This is a genomic window from Streptomyces sp. IBSBF 3136 (genome assembly GCF_036815105.1).
Taxonomy (GTDB): domain Bacteria; phylum Actinomycetota; class Actinomycetes; order Streptomycetales; family Streptomycetaceae; genus Streptomyces.
Genome location: NZ_JAJSZC010000004.1, coordinates 13,062 through 21,769, shown reverse-complemented (window position 1 = coordinate 21,769; position 8,708 = coordinate 13,062). Strand labels below are relative to the sequence as shown.

At 72.9% G+C, this 8,708-nt stretch carries 6 protein-coding genes and 1 pseudogene; 3 read left to right on the top strand and 4 right to left on the bottom strand.

Translation table 11 applies throughout. The features are described from left to right. On the bottom strand, positions 1-587 hold a 587-nt coding region (locus V7E45_RS01415; RefSeq protein ID WP_333772182.1), incomplete at its 3' end, for a MerR family transcriptional regulator. A gap of 93 nt (positions 588-680) precedes the next feature. Between V7E45_RS01415 and V7E45_RS01410 the strand changes: the two genes are divergently transcribed. Then, positions 681-1,361, top strand: a complete 681-nt coding sequence (locus V7E45_RS01410) for a sigma-70 family RNA polymerase sigma factor (protein WP_333772181.1) — start codon at positions 681-683, stop codon at positions 1,359-1,361. A gap of 286 nt (positions 1,362-1,647) precedes the next feature. Here the strand turns inward: V7E45_RS01410 and V7E45_RS01405 are convergent, their stop codons facing one another. Then, positions 1,648-2,415, bottom strand: coding sequence for an ArsR/SmtB family transcription factor (locus V7E45_RS01405; protein ID WP_333772180.1), 768 nt, complete (start codon positions 2,413-2,415; stop codon positions 1,648-1,650). A 96-nt stretch (positions 2,416-2,511) separates the two neighbouring features. Further along, entirely contained in the window at positions 2,512-3,969 is a 1,458-nt protein-coding gene (locus tag V7E45_RS01400; protein ID WP_333772179.1) for an APC family permease, read from the bottom strand. A gap of 137 nt (positions 3,970-4,106) precedes the next feature. Between V7E45_RS01400 and V7E45_RS01395 the strand changes: the two genes are divergently transcribed. Beyond that, entirely contained in the window at positions 4,107-5,297 is a 1,191-nt protein-coding gene (locus V7E45_RS01395; RefSeq protein WP_333772178.1) for an ROK family transcriptional regulator, read from the top strand. A 133-nt stretch (positions 5,298-5,430) separates the two neighbouring features. Then, complete coding sequence (locus tag V7E45_RS01390; RefSeq protein WP_333772249.1) at positions 5,431-8,169, top strand: glycoside hydrolase family 2 protein; 2,739 nt, start codon at positions 5,431-5,433, stop codon at positions 8,167-8,169. Between the two features lie 44 nt (positions 8,170-8,213). Here the strand turns inward: V7E45_RS01390 and V7E45_RS01385 are convergent. Continuing rightward, a pseudogene (locus tag V7E45_RS01385) lies at positions 8,214-8,708 on the bottom strand (hydrolase); the annotation flags it as partial.

Genomic DNA, 8,708 nt, shown 5'->3' with positions numbered 1-8,708 from the left:
TGGGGGCCCACAACCCCCCCGGGCGGGGGGGGGGGGCGGGCGGCCCCCCCCCCGCCCGCGGCGAGCCGTTCCTCGACGGCCGGCGCGTCCAGGCGTACGGCCGCGCGGGCCAGGCCGCGCAGCTCCTGGCCGATGTCGTCCTCCGGCGGATGAACGGCCGTCGCCACCGCTGACGGCATCGGCACGGAGGCCGGAGCACGCCCGCCCGTGGTCGCCCCCTCCCGCGCGCCGCCGGCCCCCGCACCCGCGGTCCGGGCTCCGGTGGCGCCTGCGCCGCTGGTCCCCGTGCCGGGGGTCACGGCCGCGGCGGGCGGTGGTCCGGCAGCGGTGATCTCGGTCCGTGCGGCCCGGGCCGCCTCGGCGGGGGCCACCCCGGCCGAGGTCAGCCGGCACATCGTCTCCAGCATGGCCACGTCCCGGGGTGTCCAGCGCCGGTGCCGGCCGGCCGCGCGCTCGGCGGGGCCGATGCCGTAGCGGCGCTCCCAGGAGCGCAGGGTGGTGGGCGAGACCCCCAGCCGCCGGGCGAGGGCGCCCGTGGTCAGCCCCGCCTCGGCCGGCGGTCCCGGTTCGGCACGCTGAACGTCCATGCAACGACTATACGGTGCAGAATCGATGCGGGTTGAAGGCGGGGCTGTCCGGTTCCGACCATGAGGGACCGCACCGACCCGAGGAGCCGCGGCATGTGCTCGAATCCGGCCCCCAGCAGCGTCGTCACCGCGCCTCCCGCGCCGGGAGCCGCCGCCGAAACGGCGCGTCCGGCCGCGGGCTGCGACGCGTACGGCGACGAGGAACTGGCGCGGGGTCTGGTGGCGGGGGACGAGGCGTGCCTGATCGCCGTGCACCGACGCTGGTCCGGACTGGTGTACGGCCTGGCCCGGCGCTCGCTGGGCGACGCCAGGGAGGCGGAGGACGTCACCCAGCAGGTGTTCCTCGGCGTGTGGCGCGGCCGGCACGGGTACCGGCCCGACCGCGGCCCGCCGGCCGGGTGGATCGTCGGCATCACCCGGCGCAGGATCGTCGACGCCCTGTCCGCCCGGACTCGGCGCGCCGACCTCGTCGCGGCCGCCGGATCGGCCCTGCTGCTCACCGGCGGCACCGTCGCCCCGGGGCCCGAGGCCGTGCTCGACCGGGTGCTGGTGCGGCAGGCGCCGGCCCGGCTGCCCGGTCCGCAGCGGGAGGTGCTGCGGCCGGCCTTCTACGAGGACCTCACCCAGACCCAGATCGCGGCGCGCACGGGATGGCCGCTCGGCACCGTGAAAAGTCACGCCCGGCGCGGCCTGCACCGGCTGCGGCACTCGCTCGGACAGCGGGCCGGGCAGATCGATGCGGAAACGATGCACCTGCCGGAAGGGGTCGACTGAAGCACCGGACCCCTGGGGCGGTGCCCGCAACGATCCCCGCCACCCCCTACACATAAGCCGCCAACAAGGGCAAACTGTGTGAGAGGCGCTTCTCGCGCACCGCTCCCGACGCGGTCGGGGCCGTACGACGGGACAGGAGGGGACAGGATCCCCGGACCCCGAGCGGCAGCGTCCGAAGACCATGAAGGAGAAGTCCGAGGAAGGGAGGACCCAGCGAAGAAAGTGAAGGCCACGAAGAACGCGAGGACGGTCCGCCCGGGCGGACCGTCCTCCCGGTGCGCGCGGCTCAGCGGCCGGGCACCTGCCAGGGCGCCTGGGGCATGGTGCGCCCGGTCTCCAGCAGCGACTTGAGGTTGGAGAGCACCGCGGGCCACCCGTAGGCGACGTCGCCGCGCTCCCCCTCGTCGTTGAGGTCCTCGTGGATGACGGTCAGCCGCACGATGTCCTCGTGCGGGCGGATCTCGAAGGTGACCCGGGAGTGCCGGTCCTCCCGACCCTCGTCGTCGGGCGCCGCCCAGGTGGCGACCAGCCGCTTCGGGGGCTCACTCTCGATCACCCGCCCGACCACGTCGGCGACGCCGGAGCCGTCGGTGCGGACGTGCTCCCAGCGGGAGCCGACCTGCCAGTCGGAGACGTTGCGGTGTCCCCAGTAGGCGGCGGTCAGGTCGGCGTCGGTGAGCGCCTCCCAGACCTTCTCGGGGGTGCTCGCGATGTAGGTGACGTACACGAAACTCGGCTTGTCGGCCATGGCTTCCTCGGCTCGTCGCTTCACGGCGCCGAGCGCGCTGAGGCGCGGGCGCTCGAACTTGTCGATCCACCGCTCCTGGATCTCGTGGAGCGGTACGGGGTTGAGGTAGTGCAGCTTCTCCCGCCCCCGCCGCAGGGTGCCGACCAGGTTGGCGGCCTCCAGCACGGAGAGGTGCTGGGTGACCGACTGCCGGGTCATGGCGAAGTGCTCGCACAGTTCGCCCAGCGTCTGGCCGTTGTGTTCGTGCAGCCGGTCGAGAAGCCGTCTGCGCGTGGTGTCGGCCAGCGCCTTGAAGACCCTGTCCATCCCGCTGTCGTCCGCTGATTGCACACCCAACGTTATGCAGGCAATCTCTTGCATGTCAATCCGGGAGGCCGGGCCGTACCGGGTACGCCGCCACGGTCAGCCCGCCACCGGCTCGGTGTCCGGGTCCCGGCCCGCCGTCGCGTACTCCTCGCTGATCTCCTTCGGCCCGAACGGCCACAGCCGCTCCCGCCGCGCCCAGACCAAGAACGCCGCGCAGCCGAGGGCGAGCCAGGCGAGGGACCACTCGATGGGACGGCGGCCGGGTGAGTTCCTGTCGGCGTACCCGTAGATCACGCACCAGCCGACGAAGGCGACGACGCCGGGCAGCGGATAGAGCCACATCCGGTACGGGCGGTGCAGCGTGGGCCGGCGCCTGCGCAGCACCATGAGCGCCACGATCTGGGCGAGTGCCTGGACGATCACCATGACCGTGGTGAGCAGCTGGATCAGGGTGGCGAGGTCGGTGTGGCGGCCGATCAGGAAGCCGATCGCGGTGATCACGCCCATGGTCGCCAGGCCCAGCATCGGGAAGCGGTGCCGAGGGTGCAGCTTCCCGTACGGCCGGAAGAACACACCGTCGCGGGCGGCGTCGTAGGGCACCCGGGAGCCGCCGAGCAGGCCGGTGAACACCGAGGCGAACGCGGTGATCAGGATCAGCACGGTGACCGTGTCGGCGGCGGCCGTGCCCCACGTCCTCTCCAGCACCGCCGAGGCCACCGAGGTGGAGGCGATGTCCTTGGGGTCCGTCATGCGGTGCCAGTCGATGACGCCGAGCGTGCCGATCTGCAGCAGCAGGTAGATCGCCATGATGCCGAGGATCGAGAAGATGACGGACCGCGGCAGGGTGCGGCCCGGGTCCTTGATCTCGGCCCCCATGTAGGCGGTGGTGTTGTAGCCGAGGTAGTCGTAGACGCCGATGGTCAGGCCGGCGGCGAAGCCGAGCCAGAAGTGGTCGCTCGTCAGATCGAAGGCGTGTGCCGGGTAGCCGAAGGCCAGGTGGGGGCTGAAGTCGGTGGCCGCGGCCGCGATCACCAGCACGACGGAGGCGATCATCACCGTCCACATCACGGCGGTGAGGCGGGCGATGTGCTCGATGCCGCGCCAGAGCAGCAGCACCACCAGGGCGATGACGCCGAGGCCGATGAGGTCGCCCCAGGTCCGGCCGAGACCGGGGGCCAGGTAGCCCAGGTACTGGACGAAGCCGACCACGCCCGTGGACATGATCAGGGGGATGAAGAGCATCGCCGTCCACACGAACAGGAACGGCATCAGCCGCCCGGTGCGGTACTGGAAGGCCTGGCGGAGGTAGACGTAACTGCCGCCGGAGCCGGGCATGGCGGCGCCCAGTTCGGCCCACACCAGTCCGTCGCACAGCGCCAGCACTGCGCCCGCGACGAAGCCGATGACCGCCTGGGGGCCGCCGAACGCGGCGACCATCAGCGGGATGGTCACGAACGGCCCGATGCCGCACATCTGGCTCATGTTGATGGCCGTGGCCTGGAACGGGCCGACACGGCGGACGAAGCCACCCGGTGGTGGCGGGCTACCGGACATGGGGACTCCTGACGCGACGGGCCGAACGGACCGCGTGCTCGGCGGGGAACCCGCCCGGCCGGGCTGACTGGCCGATAAAGTTAAGGAGCCTTACTAGAGGCGTCAAGTAGGCGCCGGGAATGCAAGAGAATGGTGCGATGCCCGCCCGAGACGCCGGAGCCCCGCCGGACCAGCCCTGGAGCCGCCGCCGTCTGCGCAGCGCCAACGAGCGGCTGCTGCTGGACCGGCTGCGCGCCCTGGGCGCCGGCTCACGCGCCCAACTCGCCCGTGAGACCGGCCTGTCCAAGCCGACGGTGTCCAGCGCGCTGGCCTCGCTGGAGGCGGCGGGGCTGGTCCACGAGGTCGGCACCCACGCGCCCGAGCGCGGCCGCACGGCCGTGCTGTACGCCCCCGACCCGGCCGCCGGGTACGCGCTCGGGGTGGACATCGGGCGCGGCTGGCTGCGGGTCGCCGTGGTCGACCTGGACGGCACGGTGGTCGCCCGCGCCGACGTGCGCAACCGGGCCCGCGCCTCCGCCGCCATGGCCGACCTGGTGGTGGAGACGGCCCGCCAGGTGATCGGCAACTCGGGCGTGGACCCGGCCGAGGTGGTGCACGGGGTGGTGGGCACGCCGGGCGTGTACGACGAGGAGCGGCGCCGGGTGCGGTACGCGATGCATCTGCCGGGCTGGGGTCGCGCGGGCCTGTTCGACCGGATGCGCGAGGAGCTGGGCGTCCCGCTCGAGGTGCACAACGACGCCAACCTGGCCGCGCTCGGCGAGTACACGTACGGCGTCGGCGCGGGCAGCCGGCTCTTCGCGTACATCCTCATCGGCACCGGCCTCGGCATGGGGGTGGTGAGCGAGGGGAGGCTGTTCACGGGGGCGCACGGACTGGCCGGGGAGATAGGTTTCCTGCCCTGGCCGGGCCGGAGCAAGCCGGAGCGGCTCGAGGACGCGGTGTCCGGGGAGGCGGTGGTGGAGGCCGCCCGGCGGTTCGGGATGAACGGGCAGCTCACGGCGAAGGCCGTGTTCGACGCGGCCCGGCGCGGCGAGCAGGCCGCGGTGCGGGCGGTGGAACTCGAGGCCGAGCGGATCGCGCACACCGTGGCGGCCGCGGCCGCGGTGCTCGACCCGGACCTGGTGGTGCTGGGCGGCGGGGTGGGGCACAGCGTGGACCTGCTGCTCGGGCCGGTCCGTGAGCGTCTGCGCGCCCTGACCCCGCTGCGGCCGCGGCTCGCACCCAGCCGGCTCGGCGAGGACGCGGTGCTGCTGGGCGCGGTGGCGACGGCGCTGGGGACGGCGCGCGACCTGGTGTTCGAGCGCAGGGCGGGCGAGAGCGAGGGCTGACCCGGTCGCCGCCGGACCGATCGCCCCAGCCGTCAAGGCCCGTGGCGGCGACGGTCGTTGACATGCCCCTCCGCGTTCCCTACCTTGAGCCGAGTTAGTAAAGTTTCCTAACTTTACGAGCTTGGAGACCAGCGTGTTCCCTCGCCCCGCCCCCGGACGCCGGCTCGCCACGGGCGCCGTGCTCCTGAGCCTGCTCGGCACGCTCACCACCAGCGCCTGGGCCGGGCCCCGGGACCATCGGCCGACGCCGCACGAGCGGCAGCACCAGCACGGGCCCAGTGTCACCCATGTCCCGTCCACCGCCGGGTCCGCCACTCCGCTGTCCGGCTACTCGATCCGGTCGACCGCCGAGGTGACCGACTCGGCGGCGGCCGTCTCCTCCCCCGGCTACCGGGCGGCCGGCTGGTACCCGGCGGGCCCCCGCTCCACCGTGCTGGCCGCCCTGCTCGCCGACGGCGTGTACCCCGACCCGTTCCACTCCACCGACCAGCAGAAGATCCCCCGGGAAGACTTCCAGGTGCCGTGGTGGTACCGCTCCGACTTCACCGTCGAGGACACCGGTCAGCGCACCCGGCTCGACTTCAGCGGTGTGGTCTCGGCCGCCGACGTCTACGTCAACGGCCACCAGGTGGCCGGGGCCGCGGACGTGACCGGCGCCTACACCCGTCACGAGCTGGACATCACCTCCCTGGTGCGGTCCGGAACCAACACGGTGGCCTTCCGGGTCCGGCCCAACGACCCGAACAAGCACCTCACGACGGGCTGGCTCGACTGGCTCCAGCCGCCGCCCGACCGGAACATGGGCCTCGTGCGCGACGTCCTGGTCCGCCGGGACGGTCCGGTCGCGCTGCGCGACGCGCACGTGGTGAGCGAACTGGCCGTCCCCGCGCTGGACACCGCCGACCTGACGGTCGAGGCGCAGGCCCGCAACGACTCCGACGCCCCGGTCACCGCCCAGGTCACCGGCAGCGTCGCCGGGACGCGTCTCACCAGGACCGTGCCGCTCGCCGCGCACGAGTCGAGGACCGTCACCTTCTCCCCCGCCGACGTCCCGGGGCTGCACCTCACCTCCCCGAAGGTGTGGTGGCCGGCGGGCATGGGCGGACAGCCGCTGTACGACCTCGACCTCGCCGTCTCCGTGGCCGGCGCCGTCTCGGACACGGCCCACGAGCGCTTCGGCATCCGCGACGTGCGGGCGCCCCTGAACACCGACGGCGCCCGCCAGTACCGGATCAACGGCCGCAAGCTGCTGATCAAGGGCGGAGGCTGGTCACCCGACGAGTTCCTGCGCTGGGACGCGGGCTACGTGGAGGACCGGCTGAAGTACGCCCTCGACCTCGGGCTGAACACCATCCGCCTGGAGGGGCACATCGAGCCGGACGAGTTCTTCGACCTCGCCGACCGCCTCGGTGTGCTCACGCTGCCGGGCTGGGAGTGCTGCGACAAGTGGGAGGGCCAGGTCAACGGGGGCAGCGAGTCCGGCGAGAAGTGGACCGAGGCCGACTACCCGGTCGCCAAGGCGTCGATGGCCGCCGAGGCCGCCCGGCTGCGCCGCCACCCGAGCGTGATCTCCTTCCTGATCGGCAGCGACGCCGCGCCCGACGCGAGGATCGAGAAGGACTACCTGGACGCCCTCAGGGCCGCCGACTGGCCCACCCCGGTGGTGCCCGCCGCCTCCGACAACGCCTCGCCCCAGCTGGGCCGTTCGGGCATGAAGATGACCGGGCCCTACGAGTGGGTCCCGCCGGACTACTGGTACGCCAAGCGTGAGGGCGGTGCCACCGGCTTCAACTCCGAGACCAGCGCGGGCCCCGACGTCCCGACCCTGGACACGCTGCGCCGGATGATGACGCCCGCCGAACTCGACACCCTCTGGAAGGACCCCGGCGCCCGGCAGTACCACCGTTCGCCCTCCACCGTCTTCGGCACGCTGAAGATCTACGACGCCGCGCTCACCGGCCGCTACGGCGCACCGGCCGGGCTCACCGACTACGTGCGCAAGGCCCAGCTCGCCCAGTACGAGAACGTGCGTGCCCAGTACGAGGCGTACGGGCGCAACGCGACGGACTCGAGCAAGCCGGCCACCGGGGTCGTCTACTGGATGTTCAACAGCGGCTGGACATCGCTGCACTGGCAGCTCGTGGACCGGTACCTGGACCAGGGCGGCGCCTACTTCGGCGCGAAGAAGGCGAACGAGCCGCTGCACATCCAGTACTCCTACGACGACCGCTCGGTCGTCGTCGTGAACAACCGGCACGGCTCCACCGGTCCGCTCACCGCGCGCGCCACGCTGTTCGACCCCGACGGCACCCAGCGGTACGACCGGACGGTCACCGGGCTGACGGTGGACGGCGACGGCGCCCACGGCACCGCGCTCACGCTGCCGTCGCTGAGCGGGCTGCCGCCGACGTACCTGCTGCGCCTCACGCTGACCGACGCGGACGGCAAGGAGGTGAGCCGGAACGTGTACTGGCTCTCCACCCGGGCGGACAAGCTGGACTGGGCGCACACCGACTGGTACTACACGCCGGTGACCGGCTACGCCGATCTCCGGGGGCTGTCGTCGATGGCGCAGGTACCGGTGTCGGCGAGCGCGTCGACCGTGACGTCCGGCGGCACCTCGACGACCACGGTGACCGTGCGCAACACCGGGGACGGGCGGACGCCCTCGCTGCTGACGGACGTCCACCTGGTCGACGCGCACGGGAAGCCGGTGCTGCCCGTGCGCTGGTCGGACAACGAGGTCAGCCTGTGGCCGGGTGAGTCGGCCACGCTGACGGCCACCTACCGGACCGCCGACCTGCGCGGCTCGGCGCCGCGGGTGCGGGTCTCCGGCTGGAACACCCCGGAGCGGACGGTCCCGGCGGCCTGATCCGAAGGGCGGGGTGGGCGCTCAGGCCCACCCCGCCCTCGGCCTCAGCCGACGTCGAGCGCGGTGTCGTCGAGGACGAACGACGTCTGGAGGGTCGAGCCCTCGGTGCCGGTGAACTTGATCGTGACCGTCTGGCCCGCGTAGTTCGCGAGGCTGAAGCCACGGCGGGTGTAGCCGCTCGCCGCGTTCAGGTTCGAGTAGGTCGCGAGGGTCGACAGCACGGTGCCGCTGCTGTCGAGCACCTGGGCCTTCAGGGTGTCGTACGCCGTCGAGGTGGACGTCTCGGCGGTGTCGACATGCAGATAGAAGCTCAGGTCGGCACTGGTGCAGCCGGCCGGGATGGTCACCGACTGGGACAGGGTGTCGGTGTGGGCCGAGCCGTAGCCGTTCAGCCATGCCTTGTAGGAGCCGGTGCGGGCCGCCTCGCCGGAGTCGTTGGTGATGACCCCGCTGGAACTGGTCCAGGAGCCGGCCCCGGACTCGAAGCCGGGGTTGGCCAGCAGCTGGCCGGCGGCGCAGGTGCCGCCACCGCCCCCGCC

Bases quoted from the DNA above. Each gene is read 5' to 3' on its own strand.
- V7E45_RS01405 (WP_333772180.1), bottom strand. From the start codon at position 2,415: ATGGACAGGGTCTTCAAGGCGCTGGCCGACACCACGCGCAGACGGCTT.
- V7E45_RS01395 (WP_333772178.1), top strand. From the start codon at position 4,107: ATGCCCGCCCGAGACGCCGGAGCCCCGCCGGACCAGCCCTGGAGCCGC.
- V7E45_RS01410 (WP_333772181.1), top strand. From the start codon at position 681: ATGTGCTCGAATCCGGCCCCCAGCAGCGTCGTCACCGCGCCTCCCGCG.
- V7E45_RS01400 (WP_333772179.1), bottom strand. From the start codon at position 3,969: ATGTCCGGTAGCCCGCCACCACCGGGTGGCTTCGTCCGCCGTGTCGGC.